We start from the raw sequence: 24938 nt of genomic DNA, 5'->3' as shown, positions 1-24938 counted from the left end.
TCCTCTTCCTCTTGTGGAACCCTTACCGATCCGCGTCGCTGGCGTGGAAGCCTTAAGGAGGCTGGCGAACGTCTTCGCGGATTTTCTGACATCCGCGCCAAGCCGGCGGTCATCCGCCGAACCTGTGCCCAAGCCGTCTCGATCAAGCCCCGGGAGCCGCCGATCTAGACGGCCGCCGCGGCGTCGGCCATCTCCCGGCCTGCGCCGGCCCCAACGGCCGCCTCCCCGGTCAGCCAGCGCGACAAGGTCTGGGCGAACTGATCGACGTCGATCGGCTTGGAGATGAAATCGTCCATGCCCGCCGCCAGACAGGCGTCCGCATCGGCTTTGGAGGCGTTCGCCGTGAGCGCCAGGATCGGCGCGGCCTGGCATGGACCCGCGCAAGCGCGGATCCGTCGGGTGGCCTCAAGGCCGCTGAGACCGGGCATGTTGACGTCCATGAGGATGAGATCGAACGCCTCCTCCAGGCTGGCGGCCACGGCCGCCTGCCCATCCTCGACGCAGGTCAAGGCGCATCCCATCGCCTCGACCAGGGTCCCGACCAGCAGACGATTGACCGCGTTGTCCTCGGCCAGCAAGACACGGGCAGGCTCGTCCGCGCGCGGCGTCTGGGCCGGTTCGGCCGACGCGGCCGCCTCGCGCCCGCCGCTCAGGGCCTCGACCAGCGCGCGACGGCGAAGGGGTTTGGCCAGGACGCCGTCGAACGGCCCTTGGCCAGGACTCGGAAGCATTTGCCCTAGCGGCGCCATCAGCAGGACCAAGGCGCGGGCTCCGGCTTGGGACAGGGACCCGACCAGGCTGGATGCGTCGGCGCCCAGGCGCTCGGCGTCGACCAGGATCGCATCATACGGCGCGCCCGCCGCGGCGGCCGCCCGCGCCTTGGCCTCGCAGGCGGCCAAGTCCGGGACGCCGTCCAAGCTCGCGCCTTCGAACGTCAGTTGCAGCCCGAGCGCCTCGAGGGCTGCGGCCGACCGATCCGCGGCCAGAACGCGCAGTCCGGCAAGCCGCCGGTCGACGGCCTCCGGCGGGCTCGCGGGGACGAGCGGCGCTTCGATCCAGAAAACGCTGCCGCCGCCAGGATTGTCGCGAACGCCCATGGTCCCGCCCATCAGCGTGACGATGTCGCGAGAGATCGAGAGTCCAAGGCCCGTGCCGCCGAAACGCCGACTGATCGTGTTGTCGGCCTGCTCGAACTTCTGAAAGAGCCTGCCCTTGGCGTCCTGGTCCAGTCCGATGCCGGTGTCCGCCACCTCCAGGCGCACCACGCAGGATCCATTGGCGCCAGGCTGAGCCGTCAGTGAAACATTTACCTCGCCGGTCTCCGTGAACTTCACCGCGTTGGACAGCAGGTTGAGCACCACTTGGCGCAGGCGCACCACGTCGCCCTCCACCCAGATGCGCGCGGCGGGGGACACAGCGCAGGTCAGGCCGAGCCCCTTCTCGAAAGCTCGGGGCGCCAGAAGTTCGACGGCGTCTTCGCCGAGGCTTTCCAGGCTGAACGGCGCGATCTCCAGAGCGACCTTGCCGGCCTCGAGCTTGGACGCCTCGAGAATATCGTTGATGATCACCAGGAGATTGGTGGCGGAAAGTTGAACGGCCTCGGCGAAGGTCCGCTGCGAGGGGTCGAGCTTGGTCCGCAACATCAAGCCGTTCAGGCCCAGGATGCCGTTCATCGGCGTGCGGATTTCATGGCTCATGGTCGCCAGGAAATCGGCCTTGGCCGCCGCCAGCGCCTCGGCGCGCGCCCGGGCGGCTTGCAACTCGACCGCCTTGATCTCGAGTTCCTCGGTGCGCATCGCCAAGGCGACGGTCCGCTCGGCCACCAGGTGCTCGAGTTCAGCCTTGCGGCGACGAAGACGCGCCGTCCAGGCGTGGACCGCCAGGACGAGCAGGCCAACCGCCAGGGCGCAGCCCGCCGCGCGGGCCCAAAGCGTTTCCCACCACCGCGGCGACACCTCGATCGGCAGCCGCAGCACCTCCGGGCGCCAGCTTCCGTCCGGATTGATCGCCCGCACCTCCAGTTCATAGGCGCGCGGCGCCAGGTTGGTGTAGGCGGCGGTCCGTCGAGCCGCGGTGGTGACCACCCACTGGCGGTCCACGCCCTTGAGGCGATAGGCGAAGCCGATACGGTCGGCCGCCCGATAGTCGAGCGCCGAGAAGTCGATGGCGATGTTCCTCACGCCGACCGGGGGTCTCAGCGCCCGACCGGCGTTGAGCCCGCCGGGCGGCACGCGCCTGCCGTCGAAGCGGACCTCGGTGACGCGCAACGGCGCCTGGGCGGTGTTGGGCGTGTAGCGCGCGGGATCGACGACGGTCATCCCCCCTGCGCCGCCGAACAGGAGCTCGCCCTGACGGGTCTCGGCGCCGGCCCCCAGCCAGTAGGTCGGGATCTTCACGCCGTCGGGCGCCTGTAAGCCAACGGCCCGCCCGCTCGCCGCGTCGATCCGGGCAAGGCCGTTGTCGGTGCTCACCCAGATCGCGCCCGCCCGGTCCTGGAGGATGCTGTTGACGTTCGTGTTCGGCAGCCCCTCGGCCACGCCGATGCGCCGCAAGGCGTCGGGGTGATGGCGGGGGTCGTCGATGACGGCCAGGCCGCCGCCGAACGTGCCCACCCAGAGGCGGCCCTGGCGGTCGCCAAGCAGCGCCGACACATAACGCGCCGGCAGCCCCCGACGCTCGCCGGGTCGCGCCGCGAAGCGCTTGATGCGTTGATTTCGCGGGTCGTAGAGGTGCAGGCCGTCGGGCGTGCCGATCCACAGGCGGCCCTCGGGGTCGCCAAACAGCGCGTTGACGCGGGTGTCGGCCAGCATGGGCGCCTTGAGCGTCGTCCTCGCGAATGGCGGCCGGCTTGAAGATAACTCGGTCTCCCAGAGGCCCTCCGCACCGCCGATCCAGACACGCGCGCCCTGCACGGCCAGCGCCAGGACCCGTTGGCGGCGATCTCGTCCGGCGACGCGCACTGGCTCGATCCGGGATCCGTCGAGCGAGGCGCGAAGCAGGCCCTCGTCGGTCCCGATCAACACCTCGCCGTTCGGCAGGCCGGCCAGGGCCCGTACGCTGGCGCGTGGCAGTTGAGCGCCCGGTCCCGTCGTGCGCAGCCGCTGTCGCTCGCCGCTGTTTGGCGAGAAGATCTCTATGCCTTCGATCGCGCCCCCCAGCCAGACGCGGCCGTCACGAGCGGTGAACGCCGCAAAGATGTTGTCTTCGGCAAGTCCGTCCGACGCGCCGGAGGCGGCGTACAGGGTGGATATCGCCGTCTGCCCGGGGTCGAAGCGGCTCAAGGCGCGCGCGGTCGCGACAAACACCAGGCCCGACGGCGCGCGATGAATGGCGCGGATGTTGTGGTCCAGAAGGCTGGTGGCCAGGTCAGCGCGGACCGCCACCCGCTGGGCCTGCAACCGGCTGGTGTCGACGCGCAGCAGGCCCTCGGCGAAGGTGCCGATCCAGACCTCTCCTGCCGAGACCTCCTCGATCGCGTCGACGCGGCCGGCGGCTGAGCGCTGGCGCGGACGCGACCCGGCGACCGATCGCCAGGCCTTGCGCCCTGGGTCGAAGACGAAGGCGCCGTGACGCTCGGTGCCGACCCACAGCCGCCCGTCGGAGGTGGCGGTGAGCGCCGTCACCGCGTCGGCGCCGTCGGGCAGCGCCAACGGGGTGACCCCGCCTGCGGTCCGCCGGAAGAGTCCGTGCTTGGTTCCGACCCAGAGGCGGCCAGATTGGCGCGCGAGAGCCTGAACGCCGCCCGCCAGCGGAAGAGGTCCTAGGCGCCCCGCGGGCCTTCCGAATCGGTCCAGGTGGTCAAGGCCAGCATCGGTGCCGACCCAAAGACCACCAGCGTCGTCGTCGGCCAGCGCCCTGACGCCGCCCTGTGAAACGCCCTGCCCGGTGGGAACGGTGACGAAGCGATCGGTGGCGGAGTCGTAGCGGGCCAGGCCAGACGAGGCCGCGCCGATCCAGAGCCGGCCGGCCTTGTCCGTGTGAAGCACCTGGATCTGACTGCCCGGCAGACGCCCCGGGGCCCCGGATTCGCCGACATAGGTGCGAAACTCGTGGCCGTCCCATCGCGAGAGGCCGTTTTGCGTCCCGATCCACAGGAAGCCCTCGCCGTCGCTGGCCATCGCGGTGAGCAGGGTCGAATTGGGCAGGGCCGCGTCTTGCACGATCCGATCGAACACGGGCGAGGACAGGGACGCCCAAGGTCGGGCGGCCGCGGCCAAGGCCCACTGGGGCGTCAGGAGCATCAGGCTCGCAAGCAACGCCGCGCCTGCACGACGAAGGCGATCGATACAGGACCTTGAAGCCGGCTGACGAAGATTGGGTTGCATCGATCGTCTGGACCCATCGCGACTGAACTATCGAGGCCGATCTTTTATTTCCCATCTGAATAAAACCCTGAACGGTGCTGCGGCATGCCGTCGCGCCGAAGACAAGGCAGGACCCGATGCCGGCGGGCGTGGTTGCGCGCACGCCTCCACCGCGCAGGCGCAAGGCGCGCGCTCGCTTGCGGGCGTCGCCCGCCACTCGTCGCCAACGGGCTGCTGATCGGGCCGGCGTGGCGTTTCGCCAGGCCCTGTTGCGGGTTCGCGCCGAGGAATCTTCGGGTGCGCCGCAGCGCTTGCAGAACAATACGTACGTGCGTATTATCCTACCATGGGACGCATATCTAATCGCGAAAACATCCTGGCCGCTGGTCTGCGGGTGATGTTCAAGAAGGGGTTCGCCGGCGCGGGCGTGCGCGACATCGTCGCCGACGCAGGGGCCCCGCAGGGATCCTTCACCAACCATTTCGGGTCCAAGGAGGCCTTCGCGGGCGAGGTCCTTGACCTCTATTTCGAGCACGTGCGCTCGCTCGTCGGCCAGGCGCTGGATGATCAAACGCTCCCGCCGCGAGAGCGCCTTGGCCGCTATCTGGATCTGATCACCGACCGGCTGGCCGCCGACGGTTACGTCCGCGGGTGCCTGATCGGCGATCTGAGCCTGGAAACCGCGCAGACCAGCGAAGCTCTGCGCGGGCGCCTGGCTGCAATCTACCGGGAATGGCTGGTCCCGTTCACCGCGTGCCTCGCGCAAGCGCAGCAGGACGGCTCGATCGCGCGCCGCTTCTCCCCTGACGACCTGGCGGAGTTTCTGATCGCCTCCTGGCAGGGAGCGATCCTGCGCATGAAGGTCGAACGCAGCCGCGAGCCCCTCGATCGCTTCAAGCGCATCGCTTTTGAAACCGTCTTCACCCGAGGAGATCGCAATGATTGATGTCGACCTGCCCCGACTGACCGTGGAGGACACGGTCATGGCCTACCGCCAGGCTGGAGCGCCCGGCGCCCCATGGGTGTTGTTCCTGCACGGCAACCCCACCTCGTCCTACATCTGGCGCGACATCATCCCGCATGTCGCCCAGGTGGGCCATTGCGTGGCGCCCGACCTCGTGGGCTTTGGGCAGTCCGGCAAGCCCGAAGGCGAGTATCGGTTCTTCGACCACGCCCGTTATCTCGACGCCTTCATCGACAGGATGGGGATCGCCTCGGCCTATGTCGTGGCGCAGGACTGGGGCACGGCGCTGGCCTTCCATCTGGCCGCGCGCCGCCCCGGCTTCGTCCGCGGGCTGGCCTTCATGGAGTTCATCCGGCCCATGGCGACCTGGGAGGAATTTCACCAGGTCCAGGCCGCCCGCGAGACCTTCCGCCAGTTTCGCACCCCCGGCGTGGGCGAGGCGATGATCCTGGAGGGCAACGCTTTCGTCGAACGGGTTCTGCCCGGCTCGATCAAGCGCTCCCTCTCGCCCGAGGAGATGGAGGTCTATCGCGCGCCGTTTCCCACGCCGCAGTCTCGCCGGCCGACTTGGCGCTTGCCCAACGAACTGCCGATCGCCGGGGAGCCGGCGGACGTGGCGGCGGCCTTGACCCGGGCCCATGAGGCGCTGGCCGAGTCGCGTTATCCCAAGCTGCTGTTCGCGGGCGAGCCTGGGGCGCTGGTCTCGCCGGCGTTCGCCGCCAAGTTCGCCGCCGGCCTGTTCGATTGCCGCGTCGAGATCCTTGGGCCGGGCGCGCACTACCTGCAGGAAGACCATCCCCATGCGATCGGCCAGGGCGTGCGCAAGCTGATCTTGGACACCGAAGCGGCCGTGGCGCGGGCGGGCCGGGCGCGGGTCGAAGCCTGACCGAGCTTCGACGCTCGCCGCCATGCCTCCCGCGGCGGCGAGCGCGGGCCTTGCCTCCATGCGTCGGCGCGAAACGTTTCGTCACGCTTCTTCGCGGCGCTCACACAGTGGCGTTTCGACGTTCGCGAACACTCCGGGCCTTCGCGTCAGGAGTTCCCAGGCATGTTCACCCCTCGTTTCCCGTTCCCCGCCCGCGCCGGGCGACGTCGACTGGCCGCCGCCTCGGCCGGCTGGCTTGCGCTCGGCTGGGCCGTGCAAGCCTCCGCGCAGGCCGTTGATTTCGACAGCATTGTCGTATTCGGCGACAGCATCTCCGATGGCGGAAGCTATGCCGACAGAGCCCCGCCCGGGGCCGGCAGCTTCACGACCAATCCCGATCCCGTATGGGTCGAGGTCATCGCGGCGGGCCTTGGCCTGGACCTGAAGCCGCACGCCACGGCGGGGGGCTCGAACTACGCCGAAGGCGGGGCCCGGGTCGCCGTCACGCGCGAGAACGCCCCGGGCAATCTCAGCCGGCGCCCGGTGACCCAGCAGATCGACGATTTCCTGGGCCATGGCGGCCAACTGGACGCCAACAGCCTGGTGGTCATTCAAGGCGGCGGAAACGACGTCTTCGCCACCCAGACCAACGGACTGGACTTCACGCCCGAGGACCTCGCCGTCCTCGACCGGGCGGCCCAGGATCTGGCCGACCAGTTGGTGCGGCTCGACGCGGCCGGGGCGGGAGTCATCGTCACCGTCAGCGTGCCGAAGTTCGACATCTTCAACGATCGCTACGAAGCCGCGGTCAAGGCCAGCGGCGTCAATGTGCTCTATGTCGACATCGCCGGCCTGATCGGCGAGATCGAGGCCAGTCCCGCAACCTATGGCCTGGTGAACGTCACCGATGCGGCATGCCGCGGCAGCGGTCTGGAATCCTTCGTCTGCCTGCCCAAGGACTATGTCGTCCCCGACGCCAACCGCACCTATCTCTACGCCGATCGCGTGCACTTCACGGGCGCCGTCCACCAGATGGAAGGCCAGGCCGTGCTCGCGGCCCTGGCGGCTCCGGCCCAGATCGGCCAGCTCGCCCAACTTGCCCAGGCCGACAACCAGGCCCACCGGGTGCGCCTGGAGGGACAGCTGCGGGCAAGACCGCCGGCCGCGGGCGGCTGGGCTGTGTTTGGCGGCCTCAGCGGTGACGCGGTCTCGACCGACGGCGCTCGCCCGGGCCTGGAGAGCGACGCTCAAGGCGGTCATATGGGCGTCGAATACGGGCTTGGTCGCGTTTCGGTGGGCGGCATGTTCGGTTGGAGCCGCGGGGACGGGGCCTTCGGGGCGCAGTCCGGAGGCTTCAGCATGGAAACCGCGACGCTGACGGTGTTCGGCCGGGGCCGCATCGGCGGCGCGGACGCGACGTTCGACGCCACCTATGGGGCGATCGACTTCGACGACATCCATCGAAGGATCGTGCTGGGGCCCAGCGTGCGCGAAGAGATCGGCCAGACGGCCGGTCATCTGGTGTCGGTCGGCGCGGCGGCGAGTTCGGGTCGCCAGGTCGGTTCATGGCGCGTCGGTCCAATCGCCAGCCTGCGCTACGAGTCGATCAGGCTCGATGGCTACGCCGAAGCCGGACAACGCTCGACCCAGATCGCGTTCGGCGGCCAGGAACTGGAGACCCTCACCGCGTCGCTGGGCGTGTCGGTGCAAGGCGTCGCGACCCAAGCGGCGGTGCGTCCCTTCGCAAGGATCAGCTGGGAGACCGAACTGCTGGACCACACACCGACGATCTCGCTGACGCCCCAGGGCGCCCCGGTGTCATTCACCTCGCGCATCGGCGCGGTCGACGGCGACTACCTCAGCTACAGCCTGGGGACCGAGGTCGAGATCGCTCCCCAGGCCTCGATCATCGCCGGCCTCTCGGGCGTGGCGGCTCGCCGGTCCGTCAACGCCGTCACGGGCTTCGTCAGCCTGCGCCTGGCCTTCTAGCCAGGCCATCCCGCGCGAACCGGTCGGCGGCCTTCGGCGTGGCGTCGAAGGCCGCCGGCCGGTTTCGAATACGCCGGCTTGGCCGCGTCCGTAACCTGCTGAAGCCGGGTGAAGCAGTAAGTCCGAGATCCTAGGCGCGCGACCTGAGGCAGACCTCCAAGACCCTGACCACGCGCGAGCGCCATCCTCCAAGCCGAAGCGCCGTTCGCCCATCGCCCTCCAAGGGCGGCAGGCTGAAGGATGGCCAGCCGGTGACAATGCGTTGCGCAAGGAACTTGCAAAGCCGGCGAGACTGGGAACGCCCGGGATCGCCAAACCCGCTCGTGCAGCCGTCCCGGTCGTCGCGCTGGTGTCGGCGAAGATCCGCGCGACGAGCCTTGGCGAAGCCTTTCCGGTCGCGCCGGACTATCTGACGACGTTGCGATGGACGGGTCACGCCGTTCCGGCCCATGCAGGCCCCGACTGCGGTCCATGCTGCCTGGCCAGGCAGCCCGAAGGTTCTTCCGTCTCCAGGTCAGCCGGTGGATGAAAGACCACGGCCTTGGCCCACGCCATGATCGAGCGCCCCGGCCTTGGGCGGACGTCCACGTGTATTCCCGTAGGGGCGCGGGGCCGCCAGGTCGACGAACCAGGCCGCACGGTCCAGCAGGCGACGAACATGCGCGACATGACCCTTGAAGCTTCTCCTATCGCCGCCGAACGCTCGCGCCTCGCGGGGTTTGTAGGCGTATGGACAGGCCAGGGGCAGCGGCTCGCCAGCCCCTGGGGCGCGGGCGGGGAAACGGTCGGGACCTGGACAGCTCGGCTCGACCCGATGGCCCTGCATCTGCTGGTCGATTACGAAGAAACGCTCAGCACCGGCGGCCGCCTCTGCGGGCACGGCGTGATGATGGTGGATCCGGGCGATCTCAAGGTCCTGTGGTTCTGGTTCGACAGCTTCGGCTTCCCGCCCCTGGCGCCGGCGCGCGGCGCCTGGACCTCGAGCCGCCTTATTGTCGACAAGCAGACGCCCCGCGGCGCGGGCCGAACGTCGTGGACGCTGGATGGTCAACGCCTGGTCCAGGCGGTTTCGTTCAAGTCGCCGCAGGACGAGGACTTCCTGATGGTGTCGACAATGACCATGCGCCGGTCGGCGGACCCAGACTGAGGCCCACAACGCCCGTCGCCTGGCGCCGGGCGGCGAGCGTCCGGCTTCACCGTGCGCGTCAGGCGTGCAGGATGAACGCCACGGCTGCCGCGCCCGCTGGCCGCCCGATCGCCGGGACTTGGCGGGGCGCGATGAACCTTGGTCGAAAACCGGCCATGGCCGAGGCCGCGGCGCTCCTGGCCACAGGGCCTGGCCAGTCCGCCAAAGGCGCGTCGAGCCGGAGCGCAGCCGTCAAGGCCCATGCCTGAGGGCCTGGCTTGGAAAACACTGAAGGAGACGCCATGGAATTCGATCGGAAGGACCTGGAGCACGCCCTGGCGGTGGTGCGGCGGCGGGTGGCGCCCACCCCGGCCTATGCCTGGCCCCTGCTGGCCAGCCGGTGCGGCGCCGAAGTGATCGTCAAGCATGAGAACCACACGCCCACGGGCTCGTTCAAGGCGCGCGGCGGACTGGTCTTTGTCGATCATCTCAGGTCGGCGGCCCTGCCCGCCGGGCTGGTGACGGCGACCCGCGGCAACCACGGCCAGTCGGTGGCGATCGCGGCCGTGGAGGCGGGCCTTCCTGCGCTGATCGTGGTCCCGGAGGGCAATTCGCCCGAGAAGAACGCGGCCATGGTCGCCTTCGGCGCCGAGTTGCTCGTCAAGGGCAAGGACTTCGACGAAGCCCGAGACGCCGCCGCCCAGGAGGCGGCCGCTCGCGGCTACCTTCTCGTATCCTCGTTCCACAGGGAGATCGTCAAGGGCGTGGCCACATACGCATGGGAACTGTTCACCGCCTGTCCAGATCTCGACACCGTGTTCGCGCCGCTCGGGATGGGAAGCGGCGTCTGCGGCCTGATCGCCGTGCGAGACCTGCTGGGCCTCAGGACGAAGATCGTCGGCGTCGTCGCCGAGCAGGCGCCCGCCTTCGCGGCCTCGTTTCACAACCGGCAGGTGACAACGGGCGCTGGAGCATCGACCTTCGCCGATGGGCTGGCCTGCCGCCAGCCCATGGCCGAGGCGCTCGAGGTCGTCCTGGGCGGCGCCGCCGACATCGTGACGGTGAGCGAAGACGAGATCGCCCAGGCCATCCGCACCCTTTATGAGGCCACGCACAATATCGCCGAAGGCGCCGGCGCGGCCGCATACGCGGCCCTGGAGAAGACCCGCGGTCGTTACCAGGGCAAAAGGGTCGCGGTCGTGCTCAGCGGCGGCAACATCGATCGCGCGGTGGCGGCGAAGGTCCTGTCCGGGCTTACGCCCCCCGCGGCGCCCGCTGCCCCCGCGTTGCGCGCCGAGCGCGCCCCCCAGCGCTGGGCGGGCGCGCGCGGCGGATGGAGTCTCGCCCTTGGCGCGCTGAGTTTGCGGCGCTGACAGGCTTACCGGTTGCGATTGGTCGGCCTGTCGACGCGTCGTCGAGGCCCGGCCGGCTTCAGACCCAAAAAAGGGCGCGGCCGCGGCCGCGCCCCAAGGCGGGGGAAGGTCGCCAGACGCCCGACGGTCGGAACCGGGCGTCTGGCGAAAGGTCAGGGCCGCTGGGCGGTGCCGCTGACCGAACGGGTCGAACCGTCCAGGCGTGTGCGCGAGGCCGAATAGCTCACCGAGCCGTCGCCGTTGTCGACGATGCTGGTGCTGCGGCCGGCCGAGGCGCCGTTGGCGAAGGTATGGCTCGCGCCGCCCTGGTAGGCGCCATCGCCCCACTGGGCGCTGCGCTGGTTGGCGACGCCGCGCCCGGAATTGGTCCGGGTCGAACGCGACACGTCAATCGCGCCGGGCTGGCGGCTGACGTTGCGGCTGTGGACATAGCCGTGGCCGCGCGCGCCCTGCACGCTGGTGAAACGGCCGTGCTGACCAGCCTGGGCGGGCGCGGCGACCAGCGTGGTCAGGGCGGCGAAACTGAAGAGTCCGATGGCGAAGGTGGAAAGCGTGCGCATGGGCAGGTCCTTGGATGGGCGTCCTCGATGACCCGATGGAAACATCGTCACGCAAACGAGCGCTTTCGAGCGCTTGACGAAGAGTGTCGAAGTGTAACGGCGCGCCGCCCGCGCCGGCTTGCCCGCCCCTCGGGATCACCCGGCGCCGCACGGGCCGTCCGTCCCGTCGTGTCTTTCCGGCCTGCGCCGGCGCTCCCGAACGCGCCCTCCCCGGCCGGGCCGAGCGCTTGAGCGGCTTGCGGTTTGTTCGGAGTATGGGCGTCATATAGCGGCGCCGTAGATCGTCAGGCCTTGCGAGATGGAATGAAAGAAGACTTCACCGCGCCCCACGCCTTTTGCCTGGGCCAGGCCGCCGTCTATCCATCGCACAATCTTATCCGGCTCGGGGACGACACCCAGACGGTCGAGCCGCGCGTGATGGCGGTGCTATGTTTTCTGGTCGCCCACGAAGGCCAGGTGCTGTCGCGCAAAGCGATTATCGACGCCGTGTGGGGCGTGGCCCATGGCGGGGACGAGAGCCTGACACGGGCCATTTCCTTGCTGCGCAAAGCCTTGCGCCAGCAGGACGGCGACGAGGTCATCCGAACCATACCAAAGCGCGGCTACAGCCTGGTGGGGGAGGTGACCAAGGCCCCGGCCTTGGAAAGGCCGACGTCCGACCAGAGCCGCGGCCCGCGCCGGGCCAACCGGCGCTGGGCCGGATGGCTCGCGGCTCTGATCGGGCTGGTGCTGGCGATCACCGCAGTCGTGACGCTTCAGCGCGCCCCGCCCCCCTCTCAGGTGGACGGCGTCGTCGTGCTGGTCAAGCCGCTAGGCGGCGACGAGGACGCATCGCGGACCAGGATTCTGACCGACGAACTGACCGCGGCGCTGGCGCGCTTCGATCAGATCAAGGTCCGCCGCTCCGATCAAAGCGCCAGGCCCGACCCGCAGCGCGCCTATGTCTACGTGGTCACCGGCCTGGCCAAGACGGTGGGACAGGCAAGCGAGCTTCGCGTGCAGCTTCATGATTTCTCGACCGGCGACGCCCTGTGGTCGGGCGCGGAGAGGTTCGCAGGTCACGACGATCAGGCCGCCGCGGTTTCGACGCTGTCGGCGCAGCTGGAGCGGGCGGTCATGCAGGCGGCCAAGCGCTCGGTTCAGGCAAAGCCGGTGATGAGCCTCAGTCCATGGGAACTGGTGCTGTTGGGCACCTGGGTGCCCGGCGCCGATCAGGAGTGGCCTGGGCCTCCGACCAAGGATTCCTACTGGGTCTGGGAAAGGGCCATCAGCAAGGATCCCGACTACGCCCTGGCCTTCGCCAGCCTGGCGCAGGTCATGGCCAATTTCGCGCTGTTCAATCCGCCCTCCGACACCCCGGCTCAGGCCGCTCGCGCCGCCGCGCACGCCGACCACGCGCTTCGCCTGGCGCCCTACGACGCGGGTGTGGTCTATCAGGTGGCGCTCTACAAGAAGTACGCCGGCGAGCGCGATCAGTCGGCCGCTGCTTTCCAGCGCGTGCTCGATCTGGAACCCGACAATCTTATGGCCCGTATCGAGCTCAGGTTCGTCACCGGCCAGTGCACGTCCGACAGCGCCGAGGCCATCGCCGACCTGAAGGCGCTGGACGCCTCCCTGCCAGCGGCCGATCCGGCCCATTGGGTGATCCTCTCGCGCATGGCCGACATGGCGCTGGCCCGGGGCGACTATGTGCAGGCCAGGGCCTACGCCGGTCGATCTCGCCAGATCGTGCGGCAGGTCTGGTCGTCGATCACCCTGGCGGCGGCCGATGCGCAACTGGGACAGGCCGCGCAGGCCAGGGCGATCGGCCTGGAACACCAGGGGCAATGGCCCGCGCTGGACTATGGACGGTTCGCCCAAGGGCCCCTGTCGCGCTGGTGCCTGGGCGGCGACGCCGCCAAGGCCCGCGAGGCTTTTGAGAAACTGGACGCGCTCACCCGGCCTAGAACGGCCGCGACAACGTCACATTGAGCCACGAGCCCGACAGGCGCTTCTGCGCCTCCACGCGTTCGACGGCGCCATCGCGGTCGCGGGCGTAGAACACCCTTTGGCGCGACGCGGGCGGATTGTTCAGCGCGTTGAGGGCGAGCCTCAAACTATAGGGCCCAAGTGCGTTGCGCTCGACATAGAGATTGAGGGTGGATGCATCCTGCGTGGTGTCGGTCTCGGCGAGCTTGAATTTGGTCTGTGACGAGGCGTCGGTGTAATCAAGACCCCAGGCCAGGTGTCGCCGCGGGACATCTTGCCGGAACGACACCGCATGCGTTGTCCTCGCCAGAGCAGAGATGATCCGTTTGCGCCCGGTCACCGGGTCGGTGACCCGGGTGGTCTGACCCATCAGGTCAATCTGCATGGAGCCGCCGGGGATGAGTCGGTCGAGGGGCAGGTGGAGGCTAACGCTCGCACCGGTGATCGCGCCGTCGCCGATATTGCCCGGCGCATCATAGGCCGCCCCGTCTTTCTGGATCGGCGTCAGGTCGGCGGTGTCACGAAGAGCGCTGTGATAGAGCTTCAACGTCAAGGTCGTGCGCGGACCAAAACGGACGTCCCCGGTCAGCTCGGCGCGCCATTGCGTCTGGGTCCGCAAGGCCGGGTTCCCGCCGTCTATGACCGCGTCCTTCAAGGATGCGGTGGAGACGAAATCGTCGAAATCGATCTGGCCGATATCGCGATAGACGCGAAAAGCCAGTTGGTTGGCGCCAAACCGCCGGGTCAAGGTGACCGAGGGCTTGAAGAAGCCATAGCGGACGCGCGCGTTAGTGTCGCCGCGAAATGCAAGCTCGGACCGCTCGTAGCCCAGGCGCGCCTCGCCGGTCAGGTCTGGCGTCAACCGCCACAGGTCGCTGACGTAGAGGTCCTCGCGTCGCTCCATGATCAGGGCGTTGGAGTCTGGAATCTCGATCGGGAATGATGTCCCGCCCTGGGCGAACGTCAGCGCCAGCTGGGCGCGCAGACTGTTGCGCGCATGTTCGTAGCCCAGCTCCACGCGGTGCTGGCCAAAGCCGCGGGCCAAGCTGGCGCGCAGGATGTTTTCCGCCGAACGGTGAGCCACCTCCTGGTCGAATCGACTGTCGTCCGGCGTCTTGATCGCGGTTACGGCGCTGGAGAAACGAGTGCGATTGAACAGCCCGATCGCGCTGAGCGCCCATGGACCCAGTTGGCGGTCATACTGCGCGCCAAGCTCATCGATCCGGTAGGTTTCAGTGTAAGGCGTCACCTGGCTCGCCGCGCCGACGGCCGAGGTCGAGGCGAGCGTGGTGTCCTCATGGTAGCGCGAGTACTTGAGCTTGCCGGTCAAGCTGAGCGCGCCGTCGGCGACAGGGCGGTCAAGCGATCCGTTGAGCGCATATTCGTCATAGACGCGCGGCGAGGCTTCCCGGCCCTCGCCGACCTCTTGCCCGTGCTCGTCAAAGGTCTTGTACGTGCCCGGCAGATCGCGCTGGAGGCTGTAGGTCTGCGCGCCGAGGCTGTAGTTGGTGTCGTGACGGCGACCCGACCAACTGACCGAGCCGCTCGGCGCGGGACGGCCGCGATTGGCGATCTCCGCGCCCGCGCTCCAGAAGCCCTGGCCGGCCGAAGGTGTGCGCACGACATTGACGATCATCGCGTAGCCAGACGGATCGCCGGCCGCCTCCGCGCCGGCGAGCATCTCGATCCGCAGCACCTGGGACGCGGGGATCAGTTGCAAGGCGTCCTTGAGGGTCTGGCTCTTGCCGGCCGGGCGACGGCCGTCGATCAGCACGTTTCCCAGGCTGCCGGCGTAACCGCGCCGCTCGTCGCCTTCCTGAAGCGTGAACCCCGGCGTGCGCGCGACCATGTCCAAGGCGTTGCGCGGCGCAAACACCCTGTAGAAGTCCGCAGGGAAGGCGGTTCTTTCCTGTGCGGCGGCCAAGGCCGGAGCCGCGGCCCATAGACAGCACGAAGTCAGCAGCATTACGCGGCGCATGAGACTTTTCCCGACGACAAGGTGGAAAAGCCTGGTGCCTCAAGGCGCCGTCGAAGGCCTGATGGCGACCTGAGATCTTCCTGATGATTTCAGGAGGGCGGCGATGGGGCGGCGATCGCCGCCCGCCTATGGACCACCGCACCGCGCCGGCGCCGGCGGCCTCGCCGCCAGCGGCGGAACCTGACGCCTGGGCGTCAAGCCAGGCGCTGCGGGCGCCGGCGCGCTCGCCGCTGGATGAAAGCCAAGGCCGGCCGGCCAAGGCATGGTGGCGCCAAAGGAGTCCCCTATGTCCCGTTGGTTGGTGTTCGTCGCGGCTGTCGCCGGCTTAGCCTTCGTGTCGCCCGCCTGGGCGGCTCCCGAGACCCGAACCTTGACGGTGGATGGCGCGGAGCGGCGCTTCGAGTTGACCACGATCAGCGCTCCGCCGCGCGCGATCCTCATCGCCCTGCACCCGCGCCCGGCTTCCGGCGCGGCCATGCGCCACATCTCCGATCTCGACGCCGACGCCGGCAAGGGCGGTTTCATCGTGGCCTATCCGAACGGGATCAACGGGGGCTGGGCCGCCGACGAAGCGTCGGGTCGCGCCGACGAGGCGTTCATCGCGGCCCTTGCGGTTCACCTGCGCGCCCGCCTGGCCTCGCCCACGACGCCCGTCTTCCTGGTCGGCGTCTCCAACGGCGCGGCGATGGCCGAACGCATGCTGCTGGCGCAACCCAACCTGTTTGCCGGCGCGGCGCTGGTTTCCGGGGGTCTCCCGGCCCCGGACAAGCCAGCCCAAACCTTGCGCCGACCGGTCGGCCCCTTGATCGTGATGATCGGCGACAGCGATCAGAACGCCGCGCAGCTGGCGGCTTCGGCCCAGGCGCGTCGCGCCCGCTACGGCTGCAGGCTTCGCCGCGAGCTGGCGACCCCCGGCGCGGCCAGGGCCGTTTACGACTGCCAGGGGCAAGTGTTGGAGGAGTGGCGGATGCAGGCCGGCCACGTCTGGCCAGGAGCGGTCGATTCGGGTCCCCTGAGCTGGCCCGACGCGCCCTATCGCGCCAGCCAGGAGATTCTGAGGACTTTCGCCCTGGGCGGCGACTGATCGCCAACCGCGCGGCCCCGGGGTCGATCGCCGGGGCTTGGCCGCACGCCGCCGGCCGACCTAAGCTCCACGGCGCCGCGCGCGCAGCTTTTTGACATAGGCTGACCACCATGAACGACCTCGCGCTCGTCGGCGCAGCGGGCCTGATGAAGGACGGGCCGATCCGGATTGGCGCGCTGGCCCCCCTGTCGCCGCCCGGCTGGGTCGAGGCCGGGCGCCATCTCCTGGCGGGCCTTGAGCTTGCGGTCGAGACGATCAACACCCGGGGCGGCATCGGCGGGCGCCCGCTTTCGTTGATCGTCGGCGACACGGCGGCCGATCCAAGAAAGGCGGCCGCGATCGTCGCCGACCAGGCCCGGCAGGGCGCGGTCGCCGTCGTCGGCGAATATCATAGCATCGTCGCCCGCGCGGCGGCGCAAGCGGCCGAGGATCATGGCCTGCCGTTCCTGTGCTCTTCGGCGGTCATGGATCGTCTCGTCGACCGACCAAGCCACTGGGTGGCGGGCCTTTCGCCGCCGCAGTCGCGGGGTTGGCGAGCCTACGCGCAGTACTTGCGGCGGGAGGGCCATGAACACGTCGTCGCCATCGCCGCGACAAGTCCCTACTGGTCGTCGGGCATGGACATCCTGCGGGCCAACCTGGGGCCCCGGAGCTCGCTGGCCGAACTCGACGTGGCCGCCCTCGGCGTTGCAGGAACCCTGCAGGCTCTGGCAGACAGCGGCGCGAGCGCGGCGCTTCTGCTCGTGGGGCACCCCGAGCCGGCGATGTCGCTCGTGCGGTCGATCCGAAACCACCCCCGGCTGGTGGACGTGCTGATCGGCGCGCCCGCCGGACAGCCGGAGCTTCCGGCCTGGGCGGAGGTGCTGGGGCCGGATGGCGGCGCGGTCCCATTTCTCCGCTACAGGCCCGACCGACTTACCGAACTTGGCCAACAGGTCGAACAGGCGCTGCGGCAAAGGCTTGGCCAGGCGCCGTCCTTCGTCGCCCTCGAGGGCTACGACACGATCATCGCGCTCAGCGCGCTGCTCGGTCTTGGCCGCCGCGCCCCGCCCGCGAGCCAAGTCGGGTGGCCGTCCGTCGTCGTCGACGGCACGCGCGGCATGATCGGCTTTGATCGCGCCGAGGACCAGACCGTCTGGCGCTGGGTGGACGCGCCCGTTCAGATCGTCGATCGCGACCCGGCTAGGCCGGATCGCTTTCGCACCCTCTATGTCGCTTGACGCTCTGAAGGCGGGGCCGGTTTGCAGGGCCGCCGTGACGCGGGTCAGCGGGCCAGTGACGTCCGGCCGTGTGGCTCTTGACCGTTCTGGTCGGCCCTCGCCCCTGCCGCCTCAAGCGCCGGGCGCCAAGCAGGAGGCGTGCGGGGCTCATCGCCGCGCGCCCGGCGCCAGCGGCCCGGGGTGAGGCCGTGTCTGCTGCGGAAGGCCTGCACCAGATGCGAGGCCGAGGCGAAGCCGGTCTGAGCGGCGATCTGGCTGATCGGCAGGCCCGTCGACGCAAGAGCGTGGGCGGCTTGGTCGAGACGACACTCAAGGGCGAACGCCATCGGGGTTTTGCCCACCGCGCCGCGGAATCCTCTGACAAAGGCGCTGACGCCCAAACCCGCCTCCTGCGCCAGCACGCCCAAGGACACCTGGTGAGGATCGGTCCGCAAACGCTCCAGCACGCGCCGCAGCGCCTTGGGGTGCAGCCAGCCATCATCTTGGCGGACATCCGCGCCGCCGTACACCCGCCCAAGGCGTCGCGCCAGCGCCAGCATCAACATGTCGCTAGTCAGGCGATCCTCCGCCAAGCGGCAGGCTTCGGCGAGGCTCTGGGCCAGGACGAAGGCCTTGGAGTCGCGGCCGTTCTCGACCACCCGCCAATCGAAGACGCCGCGCCGCTCGCACGCCTCTTCCAGGAACCCGTCGGCGAAGGCGACCTCCAGCCCTAGGATGCGCCTGCGCTCCAGCGCCCCATGACGCACGCGATCTCCAGGCGTGAAGGAGATCTCACCTCGGCGGTCGGCCCCTGCGCCTTGGTGTCGCGCCGACAGGACGCGATGGCTCAGCGCGGCGTGGAGAAGGGGGACGGACGCGTGTTGGCTGTAGACGAGGTGGTCGTCGATCACCACCTCGACGACGGACGCCGCGCCGCCCAGGAACGCGCCCCCGACAGGAGCCCGCAGGGCCCGGGCCCAACCGCTGGTGACGTCGGTGGTTATCGGCAAATCATCTCCAGTTCTCCTCGGACGCGGCGCCTTGAAACGGTCGGGTCGCGCGCCAGGCGGTGCGTCGCCTCCCACGTCCGCCTCGGGCCGCGCGCTTCGCCGCGTTCGATCCGGACTGTCCCGCGCCGTTCGACGCTGCGCTCGGGTGACGCTAGCGCAGGACAGCGCCGATCGCGACAGAACGATGGCATGGGCGGTCCAGGCGTGTCGGCCACGCAAGCCCCGGAGCGCACGCGGTTGCCGCCTGTGCAGCCGACGGCGCGGCGCCCTTGAACCTGGCGCTGCGCACGAGGGCGAAAATCGGTGATGAGGCCGACACCAGGGCGCACGCCAACTTCCAAGCGTCCCCCGTCCATCGCGCCCTGCCTTGGCCTTGGCCCAACGCCGCGAGCCCTACGGTCGCCCAGCCCATCGGTGAAGTCCCTTCGTAGCCTCGGTCGGGCGCAGCGACTTTCAACCAGCGGCTGGGCTCGGCCCGGCGGTCGGGACTTTGCACGCGCCCTCAGCGGCGTCCAAGAGGGCTGCAGTCCGCCGGCCTTGGCCCTGTTCCCCGGGGCGACATCGGCGTCCGGGGCGCGGCGGCGCCGTGTCCGCCGCCGCGGCCGCGGCCTGCAGAACGCTGACTCGTAGGAGGGCCCAGGCGCTCGCGCCCCGTCCAAGCACGGCGCCAGCCTCCGCCGAATGGTGCGTCGCGTGGCTGGCCCACATCCGGCGAACTTCATGGCTCATGCGGTGGTGGACGTAATGGGCCAGTTCGGTGGCCCGGAAGCCGGCCGGCCAGGTCGGCCACGCCTCCAGGCGCCAGCGGACGGGCCCCAATGTCTCAACGCCCTGCAGAACCAGGGCGATGGCCGCGCCGTTCACCACGCCGAACACGAGGGCGCCCGCCGCCACGCCCGTCGAGCCGACCGCCCCGCGCAGGTCGTAGCCACGGTCGGTCGCCGGTCGCCAATCGAATTCGGCGGCAATGGCCGGGAACATGATCAGCCCAAGACCCGCAGGTCGATCATGGATCATGGATCACGGGGAGCCCCTCATGACGGTCTGGACGGCGATCCCCGGCCGGCCAGGCGGTCCTCGCGGCCGCGATCTCGGGAGGCGGGCGCAGGCGCGACGGCGCGGCGCGGCGCCTTCAGGATCACGGTAGAGCCGCTTGAACTCGCCCTCGCGGACGGCGCCGAACCCCTCGAGACCGGAATGGCCTTCGCGATCGGCCCGCGCCGTCCTGAGCGCCCCGACCGGCGAGCCGCCGCCCCACGATCCGGCCAATGCCCAGACGGCGGCGATGGCGAGCGCCGCCAAGGCGGCGAGCGGTGGAGCCTTGCGCATCTGCGGTCCTCGGAGCGGGGTTTGGTTGCCGGAGCGGCCTTGATGCGCTCCATTCAAACACCCCCTTGCATCCCGGGCTTTGCGCGGGGTTGGCGCGGCGTGTCGAAGTGTAACCGACGTCGCGCTGATGAGGACCTGGTTTCGACCGATCAAAGTCGCCGCCGGGGCAAGGTGTCCCCTCGCGATCCTTTGCCCGTCTGGGCGAGGGGGCGCGCCCATAGACCTTGCGGCGCGCCAACCGACGTGCGCCCGCGCCCCCGCGTCGAGCTTAGCGGCCTGCCGTCGCCAAGGGAGCGCCCATCGACCTTGCCTGTCCTTCCCACCACGCGCCGATGGCGTCGAGCAGGGTCGCAAGCTCCCGGCCCGCCGCGGTGAGTTCATAGGTCACATGCTTTGGGAAGATCGCCACTTCGACGCGCTCGATCACGCCGGCCGCCTCGAGCTTGCGAAGCTCCAGGGTGAGGATGCGACTGGATACGGTGGGGTTGTCGCGCCGCAGGTCGCCAAATCGCTTTGGCCGCTCTTTGAGATAGTAGATCAACAGGCCCGGCCAGCGCCCGCTCAGTAGTTGCATCGCCTCCTCGATCGGACAACGCGAAACAGTGTCTTTCATCTGTCGAGCTCAGTTACAAAAATGTTCGTTATTCACAGCGAAGTGGGCGGCGATCTACAGAAAAGAAGCCGCATGGCGTCAAGGCTAGTATGGAGCTTGCAACTATGGAACCGATACTTCTTTATGGACATCCCGAAGGAAGCTCTCTTGGCCTGATTGCCGCGCTTGAATGGCTCGGCCGACCCTATCGCCTTTGCCGCGTCGATATGCTCGGCCAGATGCGGCGACCTGACTATGGGCGGCTCAATGGGCGGCATGAAACGCCGGTGCTGATCACCGACGCCGGACGCGCCCTGACCGAAACCATGGCGATCGCGTCGTGGCTCGAAGCGCGCGACGACGAGCGGCGGATAAGCTTTGAACCCCTGACGCCGCAAGCCGATCGCATGCACCAGCTCATGGCCTTCGTGAACACCGGTTTCACGGCCGCCTTCGCGCCGCTGTGGGCGGCGATGGAGATGAAGGACCCAGATCCGGACTACCAAGCCGCGCTTCGACGGTTCGGCCGCAAGCAGGTGATCGCGCGCCATGACCGGCTGGAGATGATGATCGGCGACGAGGCGTGGCTCGTGGGCGAACGTCCCACCCTCGCCGACGCGTTTCTCGTCGGCGTGGCGCGTTGGCTGGAGTTTCACGAGGTGGCCGACGTGTCGCGCTGGCCGCGCCTGGCGGCGTTGCGGCGCAACCTCCAGGCCGACGCCGCGGTCGTCTACGCCATGGCCGTAGAGCGCGGCGAGGCGGCGGCCGGCGGCGGCGCCTGCATCGGCCACATCGCGCTCGAGGACGTGATCGCGCGCTTTGGCCGGTAGCAAGGCCAAGGTCGCACGTTCGAATCGTTCCGGATCCGACGCATCGACACCCAAAATCTGCTCGAGTAGCGCTGGACTCGGCGCGTGCCGAAGAAGCGCCACCCCACCGCATGGACCTGTCCGTTCGCGGACGTCGACAGTTTGCTGGCGAGTATCCGCAGAAGGCGATCCAGTTCGGCACTCTGTGGTCGGCTCGAGGTGGCAAAGAAGCGCTCCATGCCGTTGATCACGACGAGCCACCGCTCGGCGGCGGTCCAATTCTGGTCCTTCCAGATCGTCCAACGCGAGCGGCTGTTCGCGCGGTTTCCGCGCCGCGGCTCGACAATCTCGGCGAGAAGGTCGGGGACCGATTCCAGATCGAACGAGAAGCTGGCGTTGATCAGTAGCGACAGGCGCCCGGGATGGCCTTCGTGCCAGCGGTCGCGGATCTGGCGAGCGAGCTGGCCCTTGCCGATTCATCGGCAATTCGCGCGATTGGACAGGTTCGAACTCTGTCACGCGGGAACCCTCGCTCCCACCACGAGCCGGCCTATTCCTGGACGCAGGCGGTGCGAAGCCTCGGCAAGGCGCCGTCATCGCGTGGACAGGATGCGGCCTGGGTCCGGGCCGGCGCCCACGGACCGCTCAATACGGCTCGCTGGACGCTAGGTGAAAGCCACGCCCGCGCCCCAGCGCCATGATCGATGTTCGGGAAAGAGCGAGATCGGAGGTGAAGGATGGCGAACCGAGGTTCGAGCCGGCGGGCTCGCGCCGCCTCCTTCTTTGGGCCTGGGTTGGCGTCGGGCGAGGGAGCAGGGCAGGGCGATGACGGGGCTGTCTCCACCTACGCCTGGGAGTTGTTCAACCGGTGTCCGGACTTGGCACGGTGTTCGTTCCGCTGGGCATGGGCAGCGGCATCTGCGGGCTCATCGCCATGCGAAACATGCTGGGCTTGAAGACGAAGATCATCGGGGTCGTGGCCGAGCAGGCGCCGGCCTTCGCCAGATCCTTCCAAGCGCGACGGGTGAGCGTGGCCGAGGCCCTGGAGGTGGTTCTGGGCGGCGCGGCCGACATCGTGGCTGTGTCCGAGGATGAGATCGCTCAGGCCATCCGCACGCTCTATGAGGCGACCCGCAACATCGCCGAAGGCGCCGGCGCGGCCGCCTATGCGGCTCTGAAAAAGACCCGATCGCACTATCAAGGCAAGAGGGTCGCCGTGGTGCTGAGCGGCGGCCACATCGACCGGTCGGTAGCGAAGGTTCTGGCGGGGCTAACGCCCGAGGCGTCGCCGCGCCTCGGCGGCGGAGCGCCCGTCGGCGCTGGGGCGAGAGGCGCAGCTGCCGGCGAGCCTTCGCGGCTCTTCGGACGTCATCTAGCGTTTTGACGGAGATTCCCAATGAGCATCGTCGTTAAAGACGCCCAAGAGCGATCAGACGGCGCGCATTTACGGGCGTTGCTGCAAGCCTGCGGGTTGTCCACGATCGGGTTGTTTTCGCCAGGCAGCGTCTATGTCATGGCGCTTCGTGATCAGTCGGTGATTGGGGTCTGCGGTCTGGAAAGGGATGGTCCCGCGGGCCTGTTGCGAAGTTTGGCGGTTGATCCGTCGGCGCGCGGCGCCAGGCTGTCCTGGCGTTTGGTCGATGTGATCGTCCGGCGCGCCCGAATGGACGCCGTCGAGCGCCTGTTCACCTTCAGCAAGGACACCGGGGACCTGTTCACCGCGATGGGGTGGCGTGACGTGCCCCTGAGCAAGGCTTTACCGCACATTGGCAATACAGCCCAGGTTCGCCACTACGACGATGTGGGCTGGTATCCAGATGAGCGGGCGTTGAGCATCGATCTGGCGCAGCCGCGCATGTCGCCGAGGTTCTGAAGCGCGGTTTGGGCGGGAGGACGCTCGTGAAACGGCGAAAACCCCAGGGAAGATGTCGCGCGCGCTCGCCATCAATGAAGGATGGGGGCATGATATTGGGGCGCCTCGCGACGATCGGTCAGGCCGTAGTCGCGGACAACCCGGATAACATAGGCCCTGCCGCCGGCGGCGGCCAAGGGCGATCCAAGAGCCTCAATGAACTTGCGAGCCTGAACCTCGTCGTCCCACGCGGCCAGGTCCAGGTGGCGATCCGCCGCGCTCAGGTGATCGAAGCGCTCATGCTGCGCGGTCTGGGCCGCGGCGATCATGGCTTCGACGTCGGTTGAGCCAGGACCGTCGGTCCATTCGGCCACGGTGACGATTCGAGCTGCGCCGACCTCGGTCTCATCGCGCCGCCCGTCACCGGTTCCGACCGCCGGAACGCCAAATCCTCCGACAGCTTCGCCCACGCGCAGGTGGTAGTCGGCCAGCACGCCGCTGCGACCCTCGACCTGGGCCTGGTGATGACCTGCCTCGGCCCGCCAACGGACCAGCGCCTTTTCGCTATCCCACAGCGAAAGCGACAGAAGAACGCCCGGTCGGGTCTGGCTGGCGAAACGCTCGTTCTCCAGAAAGCCAGGCATGGCCGAGAGGTTACCCTTCAGGCCGGCGGCGATTTCAAGATATCGCGCCTTGCGTGCTGGCTCCGGCCTGACCTCGAACAGGACCGCATAGAGCGCCGTGGGCGCCGAGCGCTCCGACGACGTCCAGGCTTGGGCGATCGGTGGCCTGCCTGCCAGGAAGGCGCTCGTCTCGGCATAGAGCCTATGGCGCCCTGTCTCCAGGTGGGCCAGGTGGGTGGCTTGTGGGATCTCGACCAAACGCCGTTCGAGCCCCTTTGGAAGTTCGGCGGCGAAACGCTCGACGTCGGGTCGGGTCGATGAGCTGTCCCACGCGCCACGGACCACCATCACTGGCCGAGACAGGGCCGCGGGGTCATAGGGCAGCCGCCCCGATCGCGCGTCCAGAACGTCGGCCGACGGTCCCGATGGAACCTTGACGGACGGTGGGGAACGCTCGCTGCTGGTTGGATCAGAAGCCAAGTAGGCGCTTGCCCAAGCCGGGAAGTCAGCCTCCTCTAGAACAGGCGAATGGTCGGTTGGCACATCCTTGATGAAGCGCGCGTGCTGCTGATCGTTGGTCACTAGGAACCAAGCCGAAGGCTCGATCGCGGTGGGGCCGTCCCGTCTCAGGATCGGACCAAACAGCACCAGTTTGTCGACGCGTTCAGGATGCTGCTGGGCGAACAACGCAGCAGGCATCGTTCCCCAAGAATGAGCAATGATCGAGACGCGCTGGGCCCCTGTCTGCTCTTGGATAAGGGAGACGGCGCGGGCGATCTGGTCGGCGGCCGCCGGTGCGCGACCAAGGGGCGAGCCAACAGGATTGTCGCCGGTCATCTGCGGATAGCGCTCAGAGCCCCCGTAACCCGCAAAATCCAAACCAAAGACGTCGTAGCCTTCGGCGTTCAGGGCGTCGGCCCAGGACTGACCGCCAAACCGGAACATGATCGACAGCGCCGAAGGAAAGCTCGCGCCATGAACGTAGAGCACGGGGTGGCTTCGGTCGCCACTCGCGGGCGCCTGTTCGCGCACCAGAAGCGAGGGACTCCAGGCAGGCGCGCCGGAACCTTGCAGTCGGTACTCGCGCTGTAGCTGGACCCGCGGCCGAGCTTGCGCTTGGGAGCTAGCGGGCGGCGTCGCGGATCCAAGCATAAGAACGGCGGCGGCGATGATCTTGAGCATGGGGACCTCCTCTGGTCACGCTTCATGCACTCGCGGTCTCCACCGTGGTTACATCAATGGCTGTACTATGGATCGGTGACCGGTCAGCAACGAGGCCGCGAGCGCCACGGCGGGGGCCAGCGAGGGGGGTC

General features: G+C 68.8%; 19 protein-coding genes. 12 read left to right on the top strand and 7 right to left on the bottom strand.

Annotated elements, in window-relative coordinates:
• Positions 1 to 164: 164 nt before the first annotated feature.
• Positions 165 to 4175, bottom strand: coding sequence for a hybrid sensor histidine kinase/response regulator (locus BR39_RS25800; protein WP_231499444.1), 4011 nt, complete (start codon positions 4173 to 4175; stop codon positions 165 to 167).
• A 475-nt stretch (positions 4176 to 4650) separates the two neighbouring features.
• On the opposite strand from BR39_RS25800, the gene BR39_RS0111995 reads away from it, so the two are divergent.
• From BR39_RS0111995 to BR39_RS0111975, 5 genes are all read left to right on the top strand, one after another.
• Entirely contained in the window at positions 4651 to 5250 is a 600-nt protein-coding gene (locus BR39_RS0111995) for a TetR/AcrR family transcriptional regulator (RefSeq protein ID WP_029911823.1), read from the top strand.
• Positions 5243 to 6154 (top strand): haloalkane dehalogenase, encoded by a 912-nt coding sequence (locus BR39_RS0111990; RefSeq protein WP_029911819.1) that lies wholly within the window; start codon positions 5243 to 5245, stop codon positions 6152 to 6154. The genes BR39_RS0111995 and BR39_RS0111990 overlap by 8 nt, the downstream gene beginning before the upstream one ends.
• A gap of 162 nt (positions 6155 to 6316) precedes the next feature.
• Entirely contained in the window at positions 6317 to 8122 is a 1806-nt protein-coding gene (locus tag BR39_RS0111985) for an autotransporter domain-containing protein (protein WP_029911816.1), read from the top strand.
• Between the two features lie 658 nt (positions 8123 to 8780).
• On the top strand, positions 8781 to 9269 hold the full coding sequence (locus BR39_RS25795; RefSeq protein WP_156035734.1) for a hypothetical protein: 489 nt from the start codon (positions 8781 to 8783) through the stop codon (positions 9267 to 9269).
• 281 nt (positions 9270 to 9550) lie between these two features.
• Positions 9551 to 10621: a threonine dehydratase gene (locus tag BR39_RS0111975; protein WP_081916709.1), complete on the top strand. Its 1071-nt coding sequence runs from the start codon at positions 9551 to 9553 to the stop codon at positions 10619 to 10621.
• A 152-nt stretch (positions 10622 to 10773) separates the two neighbouring features.
• On the opposite strand, the gene BR39_RS0111970 is transcribed toward BR39_RS0111975, so the two are convergent.
• Entirely contained in the window at positions 10774 to 11181 is a 408-nt protein-coding gene (locus tag BR39_RS0111970; protein WP_029911809.1) for a hypothetical protein, read from the bottom strand.
• Positions 11182 to 11484: 303 nt separating this feature from the next.
• On the opposite strand from BR39_RS0111970, the gene BR39_RS0111965 reads away from it, so the two are divergent.
• Positions 11485 to 13152 (top strand): winged helix-turn-helix domain-containing protein, encoded by a 1668-nt coding sequence (locus BR39_RS0111965; RefSeq protein ID WP_029911806.1) that lies wholly within the window; start codon positions 11485 to 11487, stop codon positions 13150 to 13152.
• Here the strand turns inward: BR39_RS0111965 and BR39_RS0111960 are convergent.
• On the bottom strand, positions 13124 to 15115 hold the full coding sequence (locus BR39_RS0111960; RefSeq protein ID WP_156035732.1) for a hypothetical protein: 1992 nt from the start codon (positions 15113 to 15115) through the stop codon (positions 13124 to 13126). The genes BR39_RS0111965 and BR39_RS0111960 overlap by 29 nt on opposite strands.
• Positions 15116 to 15425: 310 nt before the next feature.
• Here BR39_RS0111960 and BR39_RS25790 point away from each other — a divergent pair, with 310 nt between their 5' ends.
• Both BR39_RS25790 and BR39_RS0111950 read left to right on the top strand, forming a co-directional pair.
• On the top strand, positions 15426 to 16211 hold the full coding sequence (locus BR39_RS25790; protein ID WP_197026684.1) for a PHB depolymerase family esterase: 786 nt from the start codon (positions 15426 to 15428) through the stop codon (positions 16209 to 16211).
• A 110-nt stretch (positions 16212 to 16321) separates the two neighbouring features.
• Entirely contained in the window at positions 16322 to 17431 is a 1110-nt protein-coding gene (locus tag BR39_RS0111950; protein WP_035018309.1) for an ABC transporter substrate-binding protein, read from the top strand.
• A 44-nt stretch (positions 17432 to 17475) separates the two neighbouring features.
• Here the strand turns inward: BR39_RS0111950 and BR39_RS25785 are convergent, their stop codons facing one another.
• The 3 genes from BR39_RS25785 to BR39_RS0111935 all read right to left on the bottom strand — a co-directional run bounded on the left by BR39_RS25785 (position 17476) and on the right by BR39_RS0111935 (position 20362).
• A complete protein-coding gene (locus BR39_RS25785) occupies positions 17476 to 18420 on the bottom strand; it encodes an AraC family transcriptional regulator (RefSeq protein ID WP_051695514.1) in 945 nt (314 codons plus the stop codon).
• A 453-nt stretch (positions 18421 to 18873) separates the two neighbouring features.
• Positions 18874 to 19437, bottom strand: a complete 564-nt coding sequence (locus BR39_RS25780; protein ID WP_029911789.1) for a sterol desaturase family protein — start codon at positions 19435 to 19437, stop codon at positions 18874 to 18876.
• A gap of 580 nt (positions 19438 to 20017) precedes the next feature.
• Entirely contained in the window at positions 20018 to 20362 is a 345-nt protein-coding gene (locus BR39_RS0111935; protein WP_029911786.1) for a helix-turn-helix domain-containing protein, read from the bottom strand.
• Between the two features lie 104 nt (positions 20363 to 20466).
• Between BR39_RS0111935 and BR39_RS0111930 the strand changes: the two genes are divergently transcribed.
• The 4 genes from BR39_RS0111930 to BR39_RS25775 all read left to right on the top strand — a co-directional run bounded on the left by BR39_RS0111930 (position 20467) and on the right by BR39_RS25775 (position 23023).
• Positions 20467 to 21171: a glutathione S-transferase family protein gene (locus BR39_RS0111930; protein ID WP_029911784.1), complete on the top strand. Its 705-nt coding sequence runs from the start codon at positions 20467 to 20469 to the stop codon at positions 21169 to 21171.
• Between the two features lie 110 nt (positions 21172 to 21281).
• Positions 21282 to 21557 carry a hypothetical protein gene (locus BR39_RS26485; protein WP_156035728.1) on the top strand — a complete coding sequence of 92 codons (276 nt, stop codon included), beginning with the start codon at positions 21282 to 21284 and terminating at the stop codon, positions 21555 to 21557.
• A 461-nt stretch (positions 21558 to 22018) separates the two neighbouring features.
• Positions 22019 to 22534: a pyridoxal-phosphate dependent enzyme gene (locus BR39_RS25305; RefSeq protein ID WP_197026683.1), complete on the top strand. Its 516-nt coding sequence runs from the start codon at positions 22019 to 22021 to the stop codon at positions 22532 to 22534.
• A 12-nt stretch (positions 22535 to 22546) separates the two neighbouring features.
• On the top strand, positions 22547 to 23023 hold the full coding sequence (locus BR39_RS25775) for a GNAT family N-acetyltransferase (RefSeq protein WP_051695508.1): 477 nt from the start codon (positions 22547 to 22549) through the stop codon (positions 23021 to 23023).
• A gap of 71 nt (positions 23024 to 23094) precedes the next feature.
• Here BR39_RS25775 and BR39_RS25770 read toward each other — a convergent pair whose 3' ends face one another.
• Positions 23095 to 24807: an alpha/beta fold hydrolase gene (locus BR39_RS25770; RefSeq protein ID WP_051695505.1), complete on the bottom strand. Its 1713-nt coding sequence runs from the start codon at positions 24805 to 24807 to the stop codon at positions 23095 to 23097.
• Between the last annotated feature and the right edge of the window lie 131 nt (positions 24808 to 24938).

Source organism: Caulobacter sp. UNC358MFTsu5.1 (assembly GCF_000712075.1).
Taxonomy (GTDB): Bacteria; Pseudomonadota; Alphaproteobacteria; order Caulobacterales; family Caulobacteraceae; genus Caulobacter.
The sequence above is the reverse complement of the archived record's forward strand: the minus strand, read 5'-3'. Positions and strand labels throughout refer to the sequence as shown.

Excerpts from the sequence above, each read along its gene's own strand:
- BR39_RS0111995 (WP_029911823.1), top strand. The coding sequence starts at position 4,651 with ATGGGACGCATATCTAATCGCGAAAACATCCTGGCCGCTGGTCTGCGG.
- BR39_RS0111990 (WP_029911819.1), top strand. The coding sequence starts at position 5,243 with ATGATTGATGTCGACCTGCCCCGACTGACCGTGGAGGACACGGTCATG.
- BR39_RS0111985 (WP_029911816.1), top strand. The coding sequence starts at position 6,317 with ATGTTCACCCCTCGTTTCCCGTTCCCCGCCCGCGCCGGGCGACGTCGA.
- BR39_RS25795 (WP_156035734.1), top strand. The coding sequence starts at position 8,781 with ATGCGCGACATGACCCTTGAAGCTTCTCCTATCGCCGCCGAACGCTCG.
- BR39_RS0111975 (WP_081916709.1), top strand. The coding sequence starts at position 9,551 with ATGGAATTCGATCGGAAGGACCTGGAGCACGCCCTGGCGGTGGTGCGG.
- BR39_RS0111970 (WP_029911809.1), bottom strand. The coding sequence starts at position 11,181 with ATGCGCACGCTTTCCACCTTCGCCATCGGACTCTTCAGTTTCGCCGCC.
- BR39_RS0111965 (WP_029911806.1), top strand. The coding sequence starts at position 11,485 with ATGAAAGAAGACTTCACCGCGCCCCACGCCTTTTGCCTGGGCCAGGCC.
- BR39_RS0111960 (WP_156035732.1), bottom strand. The coding sequence starts at position 15,115 with ATGCTGCTGACTTCGTGCTGTCTATGGGCCGCGGCTCCGGCCTTGGCC.
- BR39_RS0111950 (WP_035018309.1), top strand. The coding sequence starts at position 16,322 with ATGAACGACCTCGCGCTCGTCGGCGCAGCGGGCCTGATGAAGGACGGG.
- BR39_RS25780 (WP_029911789.1), bottom strand. The coding sequence starts at position 19,437 with ATGATCCATGATCGACCTGCGGGTCTTGGGCTGATCATGTTCCCGGCC.
- BR39_RS0111935 (WP_029911786.1), bottom strand. The coding sequence starts at position 20,362 with ATGAAAGACACTGTTTCGCGTTGTCCGATCGAGGAGGCGATGCAACTA.
- BR39_RS0111930 (WP_029911784.1), top strand. The coding sequence starts at position 20,467 with ATGGAACCGATACTTCTTTATGGACATCCCGAAGGAAGCTCTCTTGGC.
- BR39_RS26485 (WP_156035728.1), top strand. The coding sequence starts at position 21,282 with ATGGACCTGTCCGTTCGCGGACGTCGACAGTTTGCTGGCGAGTATCCG.
- BR39_RS25775 (WP_051695508.1), top strand. The coding sequence starts at position 22,547 with ATGAGCATCGTCGTTAAAGACGCCCAAGAGCGATCAGACGGCGCGCAT.
- BR39_RS25770 (WP_051695505.1), bottom strand. The coding sequence starts at position 24,807 with ATGCTCAAGATCATCGCCGCCGCCGTTCTTATGCTTGGATCCGCGACG.